Source organism: Azospirillum ramasamyi (assembly GCF_003233655.1).
In the GTDB taxonomy this organism is placed as follows: domain Bacteria; phylum Pseudomonadota; class Alphaproteobacteria; order Azospirillales; family Azospirillaceae; genus Azospirillum; species Azospirillum ramasamyi.
This window is the reverse complement of sequence record NZ_CP029830.1, coordinates 192377-211622: the sequence shown is the minus strand read 5'-3', so window position 1 is coordinate 211622 and position 19246 is coordinate 192377. Positions and strand designations below refer to the sequence as shown.

General features: G+C 68.5%; 13 protein-coding genes. 5 read left to right on the top strand and 8 right to left on the bottom strand.

Features of this window, described 5'->3' with window-relative positions; all coding sequences use genetic code 11:
* Positions 1-2 precede the first annotated feature (2 nt).
* Complete coding sequence (locus tag DM194_RS13605; RefSeq protein ID WP_111068138.1) at positions 3-203, top strand: hypothetical protein; 201 nt, start codon at positions 3-5, stop codon at positions 201-203.
* A gap of 46 nt (positions 204-249) precedes the next feature.
* On the opposite strand, the gene DM194_RS13600 is transcribed toward DM194_RS13605, so the two are convergent.
* The gene (locus DM194_RS13600; RefSeq protein WP_111068137.1) at positions 250-654 is read right to left on the bottom strand and encodes a flagellar basal body rod protein FlgC; all 405 of its coding nucleotides are present in this window, start codon (positions 652-654) and stop codon (positions 250-252) included.
* A gap of 239 nt (positions 655-893) precedes the next feature.
* Here DM194_RS13600 and DM194_RS13595 point away from each other — a divergent pair, with 239 nt between their 5' ends.
* Positions 894-1748, top strand: coding sequence for a PP2C family protein-serine/threonine phosphatase (locus DM194_RS13595; RefSeq protein WP_246024396.1), 855 nt, complete (start codon positions 894-896; stop codon positions 1746-1748).
* A 22-nt stretch (positions 1749-1770) separates the two neighbouring features.
* Here DM194_RS13595 and DM194_RS13590 read toward each other — a convergent pair whose 3' ends face one another.
* Positions 1771-3384 carry a DUF4384 domain-containing protein gene (locus DM194_RS13590; RefSeq protein ID WP_246024395.1) on the bottom strand — a complete coding sequence of 538 codons (1614 nt, stop codon included), beginning with the start codon at positions 3382-3384 and terminating at the stop codon, positions 1771-1773.
* A gap of 227 nt (positions 3385-3611) precedes the next feature.
* Between DM194_RS13590 and DM194_RS13585 the strand changes: the two genes are divergently transcribed.
* Complete coding sequence (locus tag DM194_RS13585; protein WP_111068135.1) at positions 3612-5273, top strand: alpha-amylase family glycosyl hydrolase; 1662 nt, start codon at positions 3612-3614, stop codon at positions 5271-5273.
* Between the two features lie 185 nt (positions 5274-5458).
* Positions 5459-6559 (top strand): TRAP transporter substrate-binding protein, encoded by a 1101-nt coding sequence (locus tag DM194_RS13580; RefSeq protein WP_111068134.1) that lies wholly within the window; start codon positions 5459-5461, stop codon positions 6557-6559.
* A 106-nt stretch (positions 6560-6665) separates the two neighbouring features.
* On the opposite strand, the gene DM194_RS13575 is transcribed toward DM194_RS13580, so the two are convergent.
* The 4 genes from DM194_RS13575 to DM194_RS13560 form a co-directional block, all read right to left on the bottom strand.
* On the bottom strand, positions 6666-8717 hold the full coding sequence (locus tag DM194_RS13575) for a flagellin (RefSeq protein WP_111068133.1): 2052 nt from the start codon (positions 8715-8717) through the stop codon (positions 6666-6668).
* Positions 8714-10123: a flagellar hook-associated protein FlgK gene (gene flgK / locus DM194_RS13570; RefSeq protein ID WP_111068132.1), complete on the bottom strand. Its 1410-nt coding sequence runs from the start codon at positions 10121-10123 to the stop codon at positions 8714-8716. Before flgK ends, DM194_RS13575 begins: the two co-directional genes overlap by 4 nt.
* A gap of 126 nt (positions 10124-10249) precedes the next feature.
* Entirely contained in the window at positions 10250-12859 is a 2610-nt protein-coding gene (locus DM194_RS13565; RefSeq protein WP_111068131.1) for a flagellar hook-basal body complex protein, read from the bottom strand.
* 245 nt (positions 12860-13104) lie between these two features.
* Complete coding sequence (locus tag DM194_RS13560) at positions 13105-14595, bottom strand: tetratricopeptide repeat protein (RefSeq protein WP_111068130.1); 1491 nt, start codon at positions 14593-14595, stop codon at positions 13105-13107.
* Positions 14596-14689: 94 nt separating this feature from the next.
* On the opposite strand from DM194_RS13560, the gene DM194_RS13555 reads away from it, so the two are divergent.
* A complete protein-coding gene (locus DM194_RS13555; RefSeq protein WP_111068129.1) occupies positions 14690-15028 on the top strand; it encodes a DUF1491 family protein in 339 nt (112 codons plus the stop codon).
* 46 nt (positions 15029-15074) lie between these two features.
* Here DM194_RS13555 and DM194_RS13550 read toward each other — a convergent pair whose 3' ends face one another.
* Positions 15075-17573, bottom strand: a complete 2499-nt coding sequence (locus DM194_RS13550) for an ATP-binding protein (protein WP_246024394.1) — start codon at positions 17571-17573, stop codon at positions 15075-15077.
* An 8-nt stretch (positions 17574-17581) separates the two neighbouring features.
* Positions 17582-19141, bottom strand: coding sequence for a bifunctional metallophosphatase/5'-nucleotidase (locus DM194_RS13545; RefSeq protein WP_246024393.1), 1560 nt, complete (start codon positions 19139-19141; stop codon positions 17582-17584).
* Between the last annotated feature and the right edge of the window lie 105 nt (positions 19142-19246).

The window sequence follows — 19246 nt, the reverse complement described above, 5'->3', positions numbered from 1 at the left end:
TCATGGGCATGGACATCACCTCCTCGACCGCCGGTGCGGCAATTTCCTTGAAGCAGGCGCAGGGGCAGATGGATTTCGGCGTCAAGACGCTGAACCAGATTGCCGAGCAGCAGCAGGCGGCGGTCACGGCCCTGATGGAGGGCGGCAGTGGCGGCGGCAACGTAACGCCGACGCGCGGCCAGAACCTGAACATCACCGCCTGAACATCACCGCCTGACCGAAGCGGTCGGAACAGGCGGCTTCCGGTCCTCAGACTTTCGAGTTCAGCAGCGACGTCAGCATCTCGTCCTGGGTTCGAACCACGGCGATGTTGGCGCCATAGGCCCGGCTGGCCGCGATCTGATTGATGCGCTCCCTCGCCGGATCGACATTCGGCGCCGCGACCATGCCGTCGGCGTTGGCGGCGCTGTCGTCCGGTGCGTATTCCTGCAGATAGGCCGGGGTGATCGGCGTGAAGGTCGCCCGCGTGCCGGGGTTGGCATCGGTCTGCGCCACCGCCAGCGGCTGATAGGCCGCCCGCTTGTCTCCCGTCGTGCCGTCTTCCGCCGGGATGGCGCCGGTGGAGCGGACATTGGCGACGTTGGAGGCGGATGCGTCGAGCCGACGGGTCTGGGCGGTCAAGCCGCTGAGCGCGGTGCCGATGCTGCCGACCATGACGGGCCATCCTCCATCCGACGTGTGTGTGGGGCGACAGTACCACATCAGGTTTACAAGAACAGGCGGACAAATCGGCCGTTCGGCGGCATGGGTTCCGCCTGCGGACTATCTCCCGGCGCAATCGTCCGCTGTCGGCAATCCCCGCTGTATCTTTTCAAATGCTTGCGCCATTATCGGGCGAATGGTCGAGGCTCCGGTCCCGATGGAGCCGGTCCAAGAAATTCGGTCCAGCCTCCATGGATCCAGACGTTCGCGAGACGGGAGCCGCCGCCTGCATGCCCAACACCGCCTTTGTCCTGACCGCCGCCGGGCTGACCGATGTCGGGCGTACCCGGTCCCGCAACGAGGACGATTTCCACGTCGATGCGGCCGGTGAATTCGCCATCGTCTGCGACGGGATGGGCGGCCATGCCGGCGGCGATATCGCCAGCCGCAAGGCGGTGGAGGAGATTGCCGGCTTCCTGAAGGATTACGTGTCGTCGGAGCCGATCACCGTGGTCGACCGCGACGACATCGACCGGACCCAGACCGACCCGGCGGCGACGGAGCCGGCGGTTGGCCGCGCCCTGGCGGTCGCGCGTTCGGCCGTGCAGACGGCCAACCGGGCGATCCACGACCTGAATCTCGCCCGCGGCTACGCCCAGGGGCGGGGCATGGGTACGACGGTCGCCGGGCTCTGGCGGGTTCCGGGCACGGCCCGGATGGTGACCTTCCATGCCGGCGACAGCCGGGTCTATCGCCTGCGCGACGGCGACCTGCGCACGCTGACCCGCGACCACAGCCTGTATCAGATCTGGCTCGACAATGGCGGGCGCGGGACGCCGCCGCAGCGGAACATCATCGTGCGGGCGCTCGGCACCGGCGAGGATGTGGAGCCGGAGGTCGCCGTCCATTCGCTGTTGCCCGACGACGTCGTCATGATCTGTTCCGACGGGTTGAACGGCATGGTCACGGACAGCGCCATCGCCCGCATCCTGACGGTGGAGCACGACCCGGCCAGCGCCGCCGCCGCGCTGGTCGATGCCGCCAACACGGCCGGCGGCCAGGACAACGTGACGGTGGTGGTCGGGCGCTTCACCGCCAACGCCTGACGGGTGCGGCCAAGGAGGGCGATCAGGGGCCGGTGGTGATGAAGCGGGCGGCGGCGAGCGCAGTTGGCGCGTCGTCCGGCATGGCCGCCAGCGCCTCCACCAGGGCGGCCAGATAGTCGGCCGCCGGTTCCTGCTCCGGCCGAGGGGTGGGGAACAGCGGCTCTGTCGTGGCGATGGTCAGCAGCAGCTCGCTGCCATAGGGCGGGCCGATGGTCCAGTGGCGTCCGCCATCCGCCCGGTCGCCCAGCCGCCGCGATGCCCCCGCCGCCAGAGCCGTTCCGCTGTCCGAAGGGTTGGGCAGCAGATGAACGACGGTGCCGTCGGTGGTGAAGTAATCGACTTGAACCCGCACCGGCCGCGCCGGGGCCTTGATCTCCATGATCAGCGGGTCGCCCGAACTCAGCTGCGGTCCGCTTCCCTCCGCTGTCGCCACCTCCGGTGTTGCCAATCCGGCCGTCAGCGGTTCCGCCACGCCCCGGTTGGCGTCCAAAGCGGCGGCGACGCCGGCCAGCGGCGCGCAGAACTGCGCATCGGCGGTGGCGAGGTCGAAGCCATGCTCCCAGCCGCCTGCCGCCGCTTCCACCGCCTCGCGCACCGCGGCCTCGGCCGTTTCCCCCGCCGCGGTGCCGGAGACGAGCAGGCGTCCGCCGGTTTCCTCCACCGTCACCAATGCGCAAGGAACCGCCCGCAACGCTTGAGCCACCGCCTCCACCGGCGGCCGTCGCGGCGCATCCGGCGCTGGGGCCGTGGCCGGGGAAGACGGCACGGCAGCCGCGCCGGGTGCGTTCATCGCGGCGGCAGGCGGCGAGGAGGGGGGCAGGGGCAAGTTTGGCGCGGGCCGGTTCATCAGGACCACGCCCGTCGCCAGCCCCCCCGCCAGCGTCAGACCGCCAAGCCACACCGGCCAGCGGCGCCCGCGCTTCGGTGCCGTCGCAGAAGCGGGAAGGGGCGTTCCGGTCAGGCCGGCGACCGCATGGCGAAGCGATGCGGCATCCGGGAAGGCGCCGCGCTCCCGCAGCCGCTCCAGCAGCGCCGACACCGCCGGGTGGTCGACATGGTTCGACAGCAGCCGCTCGACCAACCGGCCGGCGGCGGCAAGATCGTCGCTGCGGCTTGCGCGCGCCGCGGAGAGCGCCGCCCGTCCAAAGCCGGTGACCATGGCGGCGGCCGCGCTGTTGCGGATGGCCTCCGCTTCCAGCGCGCCATGAACGATTCCGGCCCGGTGCGCGGCGTCCAGCGCGCCCAGCACGCGGTCAAGCGTCGCGACGCTGTCGTCCAGGCCCAAAGCGCCATCGGAGAGCCGGTCGGCCAGCGTCGGCCCGGTCACCGGCGCGATGGCGACGAAGGCGGTGCCGGCATGCTCGCCGGAGGCCAGCACGGCGGGAATGGCCGGGTGGGACAGTTGGGCCGTGGCGGCGGCGGTGCGGCGGAACCGCTCCAGCGAGGCGGCATCGGCACACAGCCGTGCCAGCGGGATGGTCCACAGCGCCACCGCCTGCCCATTCTCATCCAGCGCGCGGTGCAGCCGGGCCTCGCCGTCCCGGCCGAGCAACTCGCGCAGCCGGTAGCGGCCGAGCCGCCGCTCAGAATCGGCCGTCACCGTCGTGGCCGCCGCCGTCCCCTTGCCGCGCTGCATTCCCGCTCCCCCTTGGTGAGCGCTGGTATAGCCGCAACCTGCCCGAGCGGCCAAGCCCCCAGCCACCCGGCTGAAAGATCCTGTCCGTCCGGCCGATCTGTACGAAAGGGGAATGCCTGCGAATACGATCCGCCGGTAACCTTTCGTTAGCCACGGCGGGGGAAGCTTGGGCGCTGAACCGGCAGAGCTGCGCCGGGATCGCCAACCCCGGCGCGGAGCCTGCTGCCTTGACCAACTCCATCATCCTGCCCCCGTCATCCGGACCGAACATCTCCTGGCTGAACGGGGCGGCGCTGTACCAGATCTATCCGCTCAGCTTCCGCGACAGCGGCGGCGACGGCTGGGGCGACCTCGACGGCGTGATCGAGGGGCTGGACCATGTGGCGTCGCTGGGGGTGGACGGGGTGTGGATCAGCCCCTTCTACCCGTCGCCGCGCACGGACTTCGGCTATGACGTCGCCGACCATCGGGCGGTCGATCCCCGCATGGGCAATCTCGCCGTGTTCGACCGGCTGATCGGGCGCGCCCATGGGCTGGGGCTGAAGGTGCTGGTCGATCTGGTCTGCGGCCACACCTCCGACGCCCATCCCTGGTTCGTCGACAGCCGGCGGTCGCGCGACGGGGAGTTGGCCGACTGGTATGTCTGGGCCGACGCCAAGCCCGACGGGACGCCGCCAAACAACTGGCTGTCGGTGTTCGGCGGCGCGGCCTGGGCCTGGGAGCCGCGGCGGCGTCAATATTACCTGCACCATTTCCTGTCCAGCCAGCCGGCGCTGAACCTGCACCATCCGGCGGTGATGGACGCGCTGTGCGAGACGGCGGAATTCTGGATGGAGCGCGGCGTCGACGGCTTCCGCATCGATGCCGTCGATTTCTTCGCCCACGACCCGCAGCTGCGCTCCAACCCCGCCGCCCTCTGGCACGAGCCGCAACCGCCGCTGAAGCCCTTCGCCCTGCAGCAGCATGTCTACGACATGATGCACCACGCCATCGACGGCATCCTCGCCCGCCTGCGCGAGACGGTGGAGCGCTATCCCGGACGCGTCCTGCTGGGCGAGCTGTCGAGCCAGCCCGGCGCCGGCCAGCGCATCGCGGCCTACTGCTCGCCGAGGGGGCTTCACGCCGCCTACAGCCTGTCGCTGGCCAAGCAGCCCTTCAGCGCCAAGGGCTTCGCCCAGGCCCTGACCTCTGTGCCCCGGCCGGACACGATCTGCTGGAGCCTGTCCAACCACGATGTGGAGCGCGCCGCCAGCCGCTGGCTGCCGGACGGCGCCGACCCGCAGTCCTTCAACGCCCTGCTTGCCATGCTGGCGGCCTCGCTGCCCGGCACCGTCTGCCTCTACCAGGGGGAGGAGCTCGGCCTGCCCAACGCCGTGCTGGAGCAGCATCAGCTGCGCGATCCCTTCGGCATCACCTACTGGCCCGATTTCCAGGGACGCGACGGCAGCCGCACCCCGATGCCCTGGCGCGCCGAAGAGCCCAACGCGGCCTTCACCGTCGGCGAGCCCTGGCTGCCGGTGCCGGACACCCATCTGGAACTGGCGGTCGACCGGCAGGAACGGACCGCGGGCAGCCGGCTGGCGGTGTGGCGGGCCGCGCTCTCCCTGCGCCGTGGCCTGGAGGCGCTGCGCACCGGCGCCGTGGCGGCGGTGGAGGAGCATGGCGACCTGCTGTCCTTCGAACGCGCCTGCGGCGAGGAGCGTCTGCTCGCCGTCTTCAACATGGCCGACCGCCCGGCGGAATTCGCGCTGCGTGGGCGTGGCGAGCCGGAAGCCCTGCCGGTGCCGCGCGCGCCGGGCGCCCTGCCGCCGGAGCAGACGGCCGACGGCCGGACGCTGGTGATGCCGCCGCTGTCGGTTTTCCTGGGGCGCCTCCGCCTGTCCTCCTGATCCCGCCGCATACGCCTTTCGATGGTGTTACCGACTCCCTCGAAAGGCAGGCATGCACATTTATGCGATGCAGGACTCCGCTTTGGATGGTTTGTTACGCTCTCGTCTAAGTCGCTGTAATTCCCTGATTCACTGCGGGTCATGGAAATCGTCAGCGGAAGCAATAATATTGCGGAGTAGCGGGAGTGGAAAGAAGAGCGTTTCTCACCAAGGCTGGCGTCGGCGCCGTTTCGACCGTTGCCGCCTCGACCCTCGCGGCCCCGGCCATCGCGCAGACCCAGCCGACCATCATGTGGCGTCTGGCGTCGAGCTTCCCGAAGAGCACCGACATTCTCTTCGGCACCTCCGAGATGATCGCGAAGCGCGTGTCCGAGGCGACCGACGGCAAGTTCCAGATCCGCGTGCATGCCGCCGGTGATATCGTTCCCGGCCTGCAGGTTCTGGACGCCGTGCAGAACGGCACCGTCCAGTGCGGTCACACCTGCGGCTACTACTATGTCGGCAAGGATCCGACCTTCGCCTTCGACACCGCGATTCCCTTCGGTCCGAACGCCCGCCAGCAGAACGCCTGGTACCAGTATGGCGGCGGCCAGGAGGTGATGCGCGCCTTCTTCGCCAAGCACGGCATCGTGCAGTTCCCGGCCGGCAACACCGGCGCCCAGATGGGCGGCTGGTACCGCAAGGAAATCAAGTCGCTGGAAGACTTCAACGGCCTGAAGATCCGCATCGCCGGCATCACCGGCCAGATCATGGCCAAGCTGGGCGCCGCCCCGACCCAGATCGCCGGCAGCGACATCTACCCGGCGCTGGAAAAGGGCACCATCGACGCCGTCGAGTTCGTCGGTCCCTACGACGACGAGAAGCTCGGCTTCGTCCAGGTCGCCAAGTACTACTATTATCCGGGCTGGTGGGAAGGCGGGCCGCAGGTCTCGCTCTACATCAACCAGAAGGAATGGGACGCGCTGCCCAAGTCCTATCAGGCGATCCTGACCGCCGCCTGCGCCGAGGCGAACAGCGCGATGACCGCCCGCTACGACGCGGAGAACGCCAAGGCTCTGAAGCGCCTGGTCGCCCGGGGCGCGCTGCTGCGTCCCTATCCGCGCGACCTGATGGAAGCCGCCCACAAGATCGCCTACGAGCTGTACGACGACATCGCCAAGACCAATCCGGAGTTCAAGGCGGTCTACGACAGCTGGAAGCCGTTCCTGGACGAGGTGCAGCTGTGGTTCCGCGTGGCGGAGCTGCCCTACGACAACATCATGCAGTCGGCCAACCGTCCGAAGTGACGGTCCGATACGGCCGGACCCGCCGTCTGAGGGCGAGCGTAAAGCCCGAAGGTACGAAAGGTCCGAGGAAACGGGAGGGCGGCCGGGTCGGCCGCCCTTCTTCCGTTCAGGCGAGATAGTTCAGCAGCGACAGCTTCTGCGTCTGGCCGGCGACGGCATAGGTCGCCTGCTGCACGTTCATCGCGCTGCTCAGCCGTGCCGCGACCTCGTTCTGGTCGATCCCCTCGATCTTGGCGATCCGCTCGGTCAGGGTGGCGACGGACTCCCTGTGCGATTCCTTGATGGTCTCCAGCGTGGCGCCGTCGGACGCGACCTTGGCGTGGATCGACCGGAGCTGGTCGGTGGCCTGGGTCAGCATCTCACGCGCCTGGGTGCTGTACTCGGTCCATTTGCCGGGGTTCGCCGCCGCCGTGCGCACCAGCTGCATCGCCTTGATCAGCGTCTGGAACGCCTTGTCGTCGGCGCTGACGCCGTAGGTGACGTTCAGGTTGTCGTCGATGGTCACCTGGGACTTGCGGTATGCCTCGGCGTTCTTGCCCTTGCTGAGATATTCGGCGTCGTAGAAGGGCAGGTCGGGCGGATCGGCGTAGGGAACGTTGATCAGGCTGTCCTGCTCCGGCGGCAGGGTGCCGACCGTGATGGTGTTCTCCAGCGACCCGTTCGTCACCTTGGCGGAGGTGGAGAACAGCGACGTGCGGTTGGGGTGATTGGTGGGATCGGCGAAGCCCGTGCTGGTCAGCGCGATGCCGGGACCGTTGCCCACAGCGTCGATGGTCACCGGCGGTGCGGGGTTCAGCGTAGCGAACTGCTCGCGCAGCTTGTCGGCGACCTGCCCGACATTGTTGACTCCGGCGGCGTAGTCCGTATCGCTGACGGTATAGCGCACCGTGTAGGTCTGGTAGGGCGGCAGGTCGTGTGGGGCGGTCGGATTCCGGGTGTAGTAGTTCTGGTTGTACGGATCGTCCGGGTCGCCGACCGCAACCGTGAACTCGAAGGTGTCGCCGATGTCCACCGCGGCGCCGTTCAGGGTGAAGCCGTCGATCTGCGGCAGGGCGGCCGTCGGCGCCTGGGTGGTGGTCGGCGTATCGACGCTGTTCTCCACCGTCGCGGAGTTCACCACGCGCGCCGAAAGGTCGAACTTCTGCCCCGGATCGTTGCCGACCAGCGTGATGATGCCGTTGGAGGTCGAAACCGTCATCGGCAGCGCCGGGTTGGCGGCGTTGATCTGGGCGGTCAGGGCCTGCGCGACGAAGGTCAGCGACTTCGGATCGGCCGCCAGATTCTGATGGCTGAAGGTCTGGCCGTTGATGGTCACCTCGAAGTAATCGTCGGTGTTCACCACGGCGCCGTTCAGCGTGATCTTGCTGGTCTGCTTGGTCGCCAGCAGGTCGGTGACCGGTTCCGTGCCAAAGCGCGCGCCGGCGAACAGGTAGCGGTCGCCGAAGCGCTGGTTCAGCAGCGCCTGGATGTCACGCATGGCGCCCTCGGCGCGGTCCTTCACCTGATCGGCCTGCGGGAAGGAGACGTTGAAGCTGCTGCTGGATGCCGCCTTCAGCGTGTCGAAGCTGAGGTTCAGCATGGCGCCCTCGCCGGGGCCGCCGGAAATGTTGAAGTTGTAGCCCTTGCCGTCGTTGGGCGGGGTGGTGGCCAGGTTGATGGCGCGGGTGGTCTTGCCTCCAAGCCCGTCCGTCACCGTCACGTCGAAGGTGCCGTTCGGCCCCTGCTGCGACGGCACGGCGGTGACGGTGTATTGGGCGCCCACCGTCAAATTCGACTTGGCGGGATCGATCGTCACCTTCATCCCCTCGGGATTGGTGTTGATCGGCGAGGTGACGCTGGCGGAACCGGGCTGGAAGGGGAAGGTCGTGCTGGAGGTCCAGCTCGACACGATGGATTCCAGGGAGGTCAGCACCTTGTCCGTCGCCTGGATGCGCGGGGCCGCGGTGTTGATGCTCTGGATGTAGTTGTCCTTCTTCGCCATCTCCGCCCGCAGATCCAGAAGCTTCTGCACCTCCGGCCCATAGGCGTTGAGATCGACCGACTTCTTGCCGGTCGTCAGCTGCTCCGACAGGCGGTTGATGTCGTTCTGGCCCCCGGACAGGTTCCGGACAAGGCTCAGATATTTCGAGTACGTGCTGACTCCCGTTATCGAGCTCATCGGATCACCGCCTCCAGCGCGTCAAACATTGCATTGGCCACTTGCATGACCCGTGCCGACGCCTGGTAGGAGGTCTGGAGCTGCTGCAGCTGGGCGATTTCCTCGTCGATGTTGACGCCGGTCTGCGACTGGTAGCGCTCCGTCAGAAGCTGCATCGACGCCCTGTTGGACTCGCTGGCGGTGTTGGCGGTCTTGGCCGCGGCCATCCAGGTGCCGGTGATGGCGCTGCCCATGGCGCTGTAGCTGGTGTCCTTCAGCTGCAGGCCGTCGGCATTGAAGTTGCGGCCCGAGGCGTTGATGGCCGTGACCATGTCGTCGATGGCCGCCCGCTTGATTTTCGCCGTATTGTCAACGAGTTTGGCGTTCACAGCGATGGTGAAGCGGTCCTTTCCGGTGAAGAACTGGTTGATCTGCTCGCCGTCGGCCGCCGGGGAGGACAGGTCGTAGGCGTCGGCGAAGCTGGTCGGCTCCCCGGGGCGGGTCGGACCGGTGAAGGCCCTGGCGAATTCGTCCAGCTGGGAGCGCAACTTGCGGATGATCTCCGCCGCCGGGTCGCCGCTGGCCGGCGTCGGCGGCTCGGAGGTCGAGCCGTCCTTGCGCATCTGGATCAGCGAGCCCAGCTTGCCGGTGGTCAGGTGGTTGTTGATCGAGGTGACTTGATTGCCGACCTGTAGGTTGATGTTGCCGCCGTCATAGGAAAGATTTGCCGGCTGGGCATCGACCAGCGCCAGACCCGACGGGGTGAAGAGCGCCAGACGGCCGTCCGGCCGCTCCACGGTGCGCACGGGCATATAGGTGCTCAGCTCGCGGATCAGACCGTCGCGCTTGTCGGCGACCGCGTTGGCCGCCGATCCCCGGCCCAGCAGCGACACCGTGTCGTTGTTGATCTGGTTGATCTGCTTCAGCAGGTCGTTGACCGTGTCGACCGACTTGGTGATGTCCGTCTTCATGTCCCGGTCGAGCTGCTCCACGCCTTCGGAGACGCGGCGGATCTCGCGCGAGAAATTGTCGGCGGCCTGGATCAGCTGGTATTGCGCGGTCTCGTCCTCCGGCGAGGTGGCGAGCGTCTTCACCGCCGCCTGGAACTTGTCGGCATAGTCGTTCAGCAGGGGGGTGCCGTTCGTCGTCCGCAGCAGGTCGCCCAACTGCTGCATGTAGGCCGCCGTCGCCTGCGACCCGCCGTCGCGCGCGGTGAGATCCATCACCTGCGCCATCAGGGCCTTGTCCACCTCGCGGCGATAGGTCGTGCTGATGACCTGGCCGCTGGCGTCCACCGACTGCTGGGCGGTGTGGCGCGTGCGGTTCGGATCGTTGGCCTGCGCGATGTTGTCCGAAACCAGCTTGACGCTGGACTGGACCGTGCGCAGCCCGGCCGTGGCGCTGTTCAAGGCTGCGAAGAGAGACATGGCAGGGGACCTTTCGCGGATCGGGAGGATCGGGGCGGTGCCGGGATGGCCGCCGCCCCCCTCTGGCGATCAGGGAAACGGGCGATGGGATGCACGTTCGGGAAATCAGGACGTCAGGGCCGCGGCTTAGCGCTTCAGACCCAGCACTTCCTGCAGCATTTCGTCGGAGGTGGTGACGATCTTCGCGTTGGCGGAATAGCTCCGCTGGGTGACGATCATCTTGGTGAACTCATCGGCGATGTCGACGTTGGAGCTTTCCACGCTGTTCGCCACCACCGCACCGGCGCCGTTCGTCTCCGGATCGTTGAAGTTCGGCTTGCCGGCCTCCTCGCTCTCGACGAAGACGCCGCCGGATTCGCGCTGCAGGGCGTTCGGGTTGTTGAAGGTGATGATCGGCACCTTGGCGACCATCTTCGACCGCCCGTTGTCGTAGTTGACCATCACGGTGCCGTTGTCGCCGAAGACCACGTCCTTGAACTGTCCGCGCGGGGCGCCGTTCTGGACCAGCTGGGTGACGTTGATCTCCTCGCCGGCATACTGGGTCAGGCCGCCGGGCTTCTGGTATTTGCCGAGGTTCAGCGTGACCTGCTGCGGGCCGAAGCCGTAGTCGACCGTGAAGGTGACGGTGGCGTCGGCACCGGCGGACTGGTTGGCGGAACTGACCGACGTGCCGGTGCCGACCAGGGCGGTGGAGATGTTGGTCAGCGTGCCGACCGTCTCCGGCGTCTTGCCGAAGGTCAGGCCGATATGGGCCGGCGTCTGGCCGGCGACGGCGCTCTGGTCCAGGATGAACTGGGCGGCGGGGGCATCGCTGACCGTGCCGGTCGCGCCGGGCGCGGTCAGCTGGTTGCCGGTCGCGCTGGCGCCGGGGATGACCGACGCGAAGTACTGCATGACCTTGGCCGGCGTGTCGTACATGCCGTAATTGGCGTTGGTAATCGTCAACGGATAATCGACGCCGCCGGAACTGATGGTGTAGGTGTCGCCGATATCGACGGAGGAGCCGTTCAGCGTCACCGTGCCGGCGCCGGTCATCGTGTTCGGGTTGGTGGGGCTGGCCGCGGTCTTGGCGGTGACGGTGATGACGCCGCCCTGCGCGCTGGCCGTCACCGGCAGCGAGGTGTTGGAGTTGATCCTGTTCGCCAGCGCCGCGGTGATGTCCTCCATCGTCATTTCTTCGCCGGTGGTGCTGTAGGTCACCGCCGTGCCGTTGATGCTCAGCGTGTATTGCGTGCCGATGTCGCCGGGCGTGCCGGTCAGCGTCACCGTACGGCTCTGGCGCACGCCGGCCACGTTGGCGACCGAAGGCAGGGAACTCAACGTGTTCACCGCGGGAGCCGAGTTGGTGGCGGTCGCGCTGGAGGTGACGTTGGTGTTCGGCGCGTTCGCCTGGATCGACAGAATGTTGCCGGCCGACGAGGCGGTCACGGTCGAACCCAGCTGCTGGTTGATCCTGCCGGCCAGCTGGGACACGACATCGCTGACCGTCGAATAGCTCTGATAGGTCGCGGCAGTCACCGTGTAGCTGATCTGCGTGCCGTTCACGTTGATGGTGAAGGAGTCGCCGACCTCGACCTGGGTCTGCGGGAACTGGAACTTGTCGATCTCGCCGGCACTGGCCGTCGCCGCCGTCGAGGTCTGGGCGACGATGGTGTTGGTGGTGTTGGTGCCGGACTGCACCTCGGTGTTCAGCTTGAACGGCGTGCCGGCATCGCGGGCGGTCACGCGGATCGTCTGGCCCGACGAGGTGGCGAGCACCGCCGCCGCCGGGGACGCGGAATTGATCTGGTTGGCCAGCGCGCCGGCCAGGCCCGAATAGGTGCGGATCGACCCGATGTTGTCGGCCGTGATCTTCAGGCTGTAGCTGGTGCCGTCGACCTTGACCGTATAGGTGTCGCCGATGCGCAGGTTGTCCTGCCCATTGGTGTTGTTGCCGGAGATGGTGACGACGTTCACCTGCGCGACCGCCGTCTGGCCGGGGATGTTCTGGCCGAAGGATACGGTGGCAGGATTGCCGGTGAAGGTGCCGTCGACCGGCTTGATGTTGGAACCCGGCGCATCCAGGACCATGCGCCAGCTGCTGTCCGCCTGCTGCCGCCACTGGAAGTTGACGGTGCGCGGATTGCCCTGGCTGTCGAAGATTTGGATGCTGCTGTCGGGGACCTTTTCGCCCGGCTTCGGCGTCGCCGGCAGGTTGGCGGACAGATCGATGGTGCTGGTCGCCACCGGCTTGTCGATCAGCGAGTTCACCTGGATCGGCGCCACCTGATCCTTGTGCAGGACGCCCGTCACCGGATCGACCAGCCAGCCGTTCAGGGCGTAGCCGGCGCTGTTGACCAGATAGCGGCTCTTGTCCAGTTCGAAGTCGCCGGCGCGGGTGTAGAAGGCGGCCGACGACGACACCGTGCCCGTCTGCGTCTGCACCAGCGTGCTCGATCCCTGGGTCGCCACCTTGGTGACGCTGAAGAAGCCCTGGCCCTGGATGGCGATGTTGGTCGGGCTCTGCACCTGGGTCAGGGCGCCCTGGATGTTGTTCATGAAGACCGGCTGCGCCGTGACCCCGCCCGGCTCGTGCAGGCGCTGGCTGGACTGCAGGACCATCGTCTCGAACGCCGAATCGACACGCTTGTAGCCGATGGTCGAGCTGTTCGCGATGTTGTCCGAGATATGTCCGAGCGCCTTCGACTGGGCATTCAGGCCGAGAACGGCGGTTGTCATCGAACCGAAGATGCTCATGGCCGGGGTCTCCGATAGAATAGGGCAAAGGTCTTCTGCGCCCTATCTAGCAAACGGAGTGCCAATTGCAGCCTTCCCGGCAACCTGTTGAATTTCCTCGCTTCTTTGCGTGAGCGGCACGGCGGCGCCCGAATTTGCCGGGAGGTGGGAAAGTTTCGCCTAGTGCCGGCGGGGGCGGGCGGGCAGAAAGATCCCGCCCGCTTCCATCGCCTCGCCGCTATTGGCCCACCGTTATCGACCCGCCGTTATCGACCCGCCGTTCTGGCGGCGCGCAGGGCATGGGCCTTCAGCACGGCGGCGGCGGTGCCGATCACCGTGGTCCAGTCGCCGGGCCGCGGCTGGCGGAACAGCCGGAGCGACGGGTACCAGGGGCTGTCGGCACGGTCGAGCAGCCAGCGCCAGTCCGGCACATGGGGAAGCAGGAGCCAGGACGGCACGCCCATCGCCCCGGCCAGGTGGACCATGGCGGTGTCGACCGTGATCAGCAGGTCGATGTTGGCGAGGATGGCGGCGGTGTCGGCGAAGTCGCGCACCCGCTCCACCACGTCCCGCACCCCCTCGCCGGGCAGCCGCGGCAGGTCGGCGAGGGCGTCGCCCGTCTGCAGGCTGACGAAGCGCACCCCCGGCACCGCCAGCAGCGGACGCAACGCCGCGACCGGGATCGAGCGGTTGCGGTCGTTGCGGTGGAGCGGGTTGCCGGCCCAGACCAGACCGACGCGCAGTTCCGCCGCGCCGGCCCTGTCCCCGTCCCCGTCCTGCTCCGCCAGCCGGTCGCGCCAGCGCGAGACGTCGGCGGGTTCCGGAGAGAGATAGGGGATGGCGGCGGGAATGCTCGCCAGATCGGTGCCGAAGGCGCGGGGCAGGCTCATCAGCGGGCAGTGGAGGTCGTGCGGCGGCGGCTCCTCCCCGCGCACCAGAACCTGGACCGACTGACCGAAGGCCCGGTTGAACAGGCGGTAGAGCAGCAGGTGCGTCTCCAACACCACCCGGCCGCCGCCATCCGCCGCGATCCGCGCCACCAGCGGGGCATAGCGGACGAACTGCATGGCGTCGCCGAACCCCTGGTCCATATGCAGCAGTATGGTGGCGGCGCCCGGCGGCCGGCCGTCCCAGGGCGGGGCGGCGAAGCGGTGCCAGCGGTGCTCGAACCCCTCCCAGCCGGCGCGCAGGTCGCCGCGCACCAGCCGCCCGACAGCGCGGGCGAGATGGACCTCGGAACGGGCGGGGTTGCGGCCCAGCGCGGCATCGAAACAGGCTTCCGCCTCGTCGAAGCGGCGCAGGTCGCGCAGGACGGTGCCGAGGTTGAGCAGCGTTTCCGCATGGCCGGGCCGCAAGCGGGCCGCCCGGTCCAGCCAGCGCCGGGAGTCCGCGTAATGCGCCAGCGCATGCAGCGATGCGCCCTGCGCCTCCAGCGCGTCGCCATGGGCCGGATCGAGCGCCAGGGCGCGCCGCAGAATCCGCTCCGCCCGCTCCGGAAACTCGGCTGCGCGCAGGGCGGCGCCCAGATGCCCCCAGGGAGAGGCTGCCGGCGGACGGACATGGATGGCCCGGCCGATGGATCGGATGGCGGCGGCGAGGTTGCCGGTCTGCGCCGACAGCACGCCGGAGAGGTGCAGCGCGTCGGGCTGTGCCGGCTCAGCCACGAGGATGCGGGCGTAGCCGTCGGCCGCCGCATCGAGGCGGCCGGCCATGTGGTGGTTGACGGCGGCGTTGAGAGCGTCCACGAGTGTCGTCATGGCTTCTTCTCTACACCGGCGCGCCGGGCAGGGCGAGGGGCGACGTCACCGTCAAGCCGGGGCCGCAGCCTCGAAACAGGAGCCGCACACGGGAATGGACGACCGACTTCCGACACATCTCTGGGTTTCGGCCCATATCCGCGCCGCCGATGCCCAGGGCGTGGCGATGACCGTGGTCCGCAAGGGCGACCCCAGCCGCGGAACGGTGATCCTGAAGCTGAACCGGCTCGACCGGAGCTTCACGGTGCTGGTCCAGACCCGCGAGGGTGATGGCGACCGCCTGTTCTGGGCGCGCGGCACCGGCCAGGATCCGGTGCCGGAAGCCGATGCCGACGCCTACATCGCCCGCCAGACCCGCTACGACCCCGACGTTTGGGTGGTGGAGGTCGAGGACCGCCAGGGCCGCCACTGGTTCGAGGGGCCGGTGCGCTGATCCGTCCGCCGCCCCCCGCGCCCGCCCGTGCCCGACTGCCCGTCCGTCACGCGGCGTCGGTGATCCGGGGGAAGCGCAGGGTGAAGCGGGTGCCGTGGCCGGGGCGGCTCTCCACCCCGATGGTGCCGTGCAGGCGGCCGGTCACCAGATTGTAGACGATGTGCAGCCCAAGCCCGCTGCCGCCGCTGCCGCGGCGGGTGGTGAAGAAGGGATCGAAGATCTTCGGCAGAACCTCCGGCGCGATGCCGTTGCCGTCGTCGGCCACCGACAGTTCCACCATGTCTCCGTCGCAAGGGAGGGCGGATATGGCGATGCTGCCGGGCTGTTCCGGGTGCAGCGCATGGATCAGCGCGTTCATGATCAGGTTGGTCAGGATCTGCGACAGCGCGCCCGGATAGCCGTCCAGCTCCAGGTCCACCGGGCAGTCGACGGAAATGGTCAGCGCCGTCCGCGACTTGTAGGTCGGATGCAGGCTGCGCAGAAGCTCGTCGATATAGTCGCGGAGCAGGAAGGCGCGGCGTTCGTCGCTGGACTGGTCGACGGCGACCAGCTTGAAGCTCTGCACCAGATTGGCGGCGCGGGTGCTGTTGGACAGGATCAGGTTCGCCATTTCCATGCTGTCGCTGAGGAAACGCTCGAAATCGGATTTCCTCAGCGCGCTGGCGGCATGGCGGTCCGACAGCTCCCCGATCAGCGACTGCAGCTGGGAGGCGCCGGTGATGGTGATGCCGATGGGGGTGTTGACCTCATGCGCCACGCCGGCGACCAGCTGGCCCAGCGAGGCCATCTTTTCCGCCTGGATCAGGCTGGCCTGCGTCGCCTTCAGCTCGCAGAGCGCGCGTTCGGCGGCGTCGCGCGACTGGCGCAGCGCATTCTCCGCCTCCACCTCGCGGGTGACGTCGACCACCACCGCCTGGATCGCCGGACCATCCATCCAATCGACGCGCCGGCCGGTCAGTTCCACCCATAGACTGCCGCCGTCGGGACGGCAGGCGCGGATGCGGCGGCGCGGCGTGGACCCGCCGTCCAGCAGCCGGTCGTAGTTGTCGATCAATCCATTGCGTTCCTCCGCGGGCACCAGTGCCAGCAAAGACGGCAGGGCCATCACCTCGGCCACCGTCAGCCCCAGCATGGCGGCGAAGCTGTCGTTGGCATAGAGCGGGTGGAAGTCGCGGTGGATGATGATGCCCTGGATCGATCCCTCGACCAGATCGCGGAACCGCCGCTCGTTCTCGGCCAGCGCCTGCTGGCGCCGGTCGATCTCGTCGATGAAATAGCGGATGGAAGCGCCGATATCGGTGATCTCGTCGTCGCCATCCACCGGAACCGGCTCCTTCACCCCCGGAACGGGCGGCGCCGTCCCGTCGCTACGCTGTCGGCCGGGCCTCTCATGGCTTGCCGACAGACGGGCCAGCACCGCCTGGTTCATCGCCACCAGGCGGGAAGACAGGAAATGCCGGAAGATGAAGTAGACGCCGACCGCCAGGATGATCGACGCGCCGGCCAGCATCATTACCGTGCGCGACCGCTCGGCGATCAGTTCGACCAGGGCATCGGTGCGTTGTGCCGACTGCGCCCGGATGGAATCGTTGAGCGTGCGGGTGGACCGTTCGACCGTCTCCACCAGCACGCGGGCCTGCGCGGTCAGCGCCTGGGCGCGGTTGCGTGCCTGCAGCCGGTCGATGGCGCTGTGGAACAGCCCGCCCGGCGCGACCAGGAGGGAGAAAAGCTCCTCCTGCACGGTGGACATCATCTGTCCGGTCGGATCCGGCGTGTTGGCGGACAGGCGCGCCAGATCCGCCAGCGTGCGTTCGGCCGCCCGCGCCTCGCCCTTCAGCCGGCTGAGATGGTCCAGCTGCGTGGCGCCCGCGGCCCGTGTCATCAGCGCGCCGACGCGGACCGCCCAGGCGCCGGTGCCGGGCATGGTTTCGATGGAGGCGGCGAGCCGGCTCAATTCCCGCGCCGCCTCGGCCTGACGGTCGCCGTATTCGATCTGGCGTGTGACCTCGGCATTCAGGTCGGCGACGGTGGCAGCCAGGATCAGCAGGGTGGAGCGGGTCTGCTCCAGCAGGCGGACATTGCCGTTGCGCTCGCCCTCCTCATGGCCGCCCTCCTTCATCAGCCCGCGCATGCGGGTGACGAGGAACTGCATCGATTCAAGCTCCGTCACCAACCCGTCATAGATGGAGCGGCGCTCCGGGGTCGTGTTGGCGGCGGCGAGCCGCGGCAGCTTCGCCACCAGCTTCTGCAGGGATCCGTGCAGATCGGCGCTGGCGATGACTTCCGGCAGGGTGGTGGTCGACAGCGCCGTGACCTCCGCCCGGAACAGGCGGAAGGACGATATCGACACGCCGCCGATCAGCACCACCAGCAGGGCCATCACCGACAGCCCCAGCGTGATGCGCAGGGCGATGCCGAAGCGGCGCGGCCGGTTCGGCGGCGGGAATTGCGGCGCCTGCCGCGCCTGCGCCTGGCTCCCCGCCTGGCTCCCCGGTTGGATCAATGCGCCCGTCCGCGGCGGGTTGTCGGCGATCGTGGAAGCCATGCCGTTCATCACCGCCTCACCGTCATCCGGCCGTCCAGCCGCGGAGCGAATTCCCCATCGCGGGCGATCTCGCCGATCAACCGGGTGGAGACGAAGTCCGTGTTGCGGTCCTCCACCAGCCGCGGAGTCCCGGCCAGCATCCCGTAGCCGTCGCCGCCGGCCGCGAGGAAGCTGCTGGTTCCCAGCCGGTAGCGGGTGGAAAGGCCGACCGGCTTGCCGCCGACCGACAGGCTGCGCAGCCTCTGGCCGGGCGGGCGGCTCAGGTCGATCTCGGCACGGGCGTTGGACAGGTGCGGAAAGCGGCCCTGCAACTGCTCCACCGCCGACACGCCGCTTTCCACCGCATCCCAAAGCTGCTGCCCGGTGACGTCCAGCACCACGCCGACATCGTGATAGGGAAGCTCGGTATAGATGTCGCGGCGGGTCAGCAGGGCGCCGGCCGGATAACGGCGGTCGCCGCGGATGCCGCCGCCGTTGATCAGCGCCACATCGGCCTCCAGCGCCGTCCGCAGCATGTCGACGACGGCGTTGGCGAAGGCGTTCTCGCCGGTGCGCACCGATTCCTTGCGGGTGTCGATGGGACCGGTGAGACGTCCCACCTCCATCCTCAGCATGGTGTCCAGCCGCGCCGCATAGGCCTTGGCCTGGATGTCGGTGGCGGCATCGGGCGCGACGGCGGCGGTGTCGATCAGGCGGGGCGAGGGGGCCCAGCTCACCTGCGTCCTGCCATCGGCCCGCGCCGTCCGCTCCACCGTCAGGTCGAGCGCCAGCACCCAACCCGCCTGCGGACCCACGGCGGCGGACAGGAAATGCCCGTCATAGTCGACGGCGAAGGGGCGGCTGCGGTCCTGGTACAGCACGATGTCGGCGGGGCGGGCGTCCAGGATGCTGCGGTGGGTGTCGCCGGCATAGCCGGTCATCGCCACCACCAGATCCACCCCCTCCTCCCGCAGCGTCGCGGCCTTGGCGGTCAGGGCGGCGACGGGATCGTGGAATTCCGTGCGCTGGGTCCGGGTGGTCTCCCCCGTCAGCACGGGCGTCGCCGCCAGCACACCGATGCGTAGGGGGCCGGCGGTCAGCACCACCGCCTCTTCCAGCCCGTCCGGCGTGCGGCCGGTCGAGCGGTCGACCGTGTTGGTGGTGACGATCGGGAAGCCGGCCTCGAAGGCGCGGGCGCTCAACTGGTCGTCGCCATGGTGGAATTCGCGGTTCAGCGCGGCCATCGCATCGATGGTCATGCCGTTCAGCAGGTCGATGATGTGCGCGCCCTGGTCGTAGAACGCCAGAACCGACGGCGCCAGCGTCTGGCCGCCATGCAGGGCCAGGACATGCCGCTGGGCGTTCCGTTCCTGCCGGATCGCCCCGGCCAGACGGGCCATGCCGCCGCGTCCGCCGGTTTCCTCCAGCTCGGTGGTGCCCTGGGCGTAAAGGATGGTCAGCTTGACCGTGTCGCTTTGCCCGGCCGGCGGTGCCGCCGCGGGATCAGCCTGCTGGGCGTGCGACGGGAAGGCGCCGAACGCAAGGCACAGGGAAAGTCCCAGCGCGAGCGGGGCGATCAGGGATGACAATGGCCTGCCGGGCCGGGACCGGATCCCGCCGGCAGCGCCGCTTCCAATACCGATTTTGTCCATAGCCCGGCGTCACCATTGGCCCCCCAGCGGGATTATGCGCGT